The sequence below is a fragment of the Bacillus sp. SIMBA_005 genome, from assembly GCF_046535585.1.
Classification (GTDB): Bacteria; Bacillota; Bacilli; order Bacillales; family Bacillaceae; genus Bacillus; species Bacillus pumilus.
Genome location: NZ_JAWRWI010000483.1, coordinates 1 through 268 on the forward strand (window position 1 = coordinate 1; position 268 = coordinate 268).

The 268-nt window shown below is 65.7% G+C and carries 1 protein-coding gene; it reads left to right on the forward strand.

Going from position 1 to position 268, the window contains the following annotated elements; all coding sequences use genetic code 11:
• On the forward strand, positions 1-268 hold a 268-nt coding region (locus tag SB660_RS20990; protein WP_410584307.1), incomplete at both ends, for an ABC transporter substrate-binding protein.

The window sequence follows — 268 nt, forward strand, 5'->3', positions numbered from 1 at the left end:
GAACAACAACCCGTGGGTGGGCGACTCGTCGGCCCAGCGCCTGGGGTACGCCAACGCGCTCTTCGAGCCCCTCGCGATCACGAACTCGGTCGATCCCACCGCTGACCCGGTTCCCTGGCTCGCGTCGGAGTTCGAATGGTCCGAGGACTACACCTCGGTCGCTATCACCGCCCGCGATGGCGTGACCTGGAGCGATGGCGAGAGCTTCACCGCCGACGACATCGCCTTCACCTTCCAGCTGATCAAGGACAACCCGGCGTTCGACACG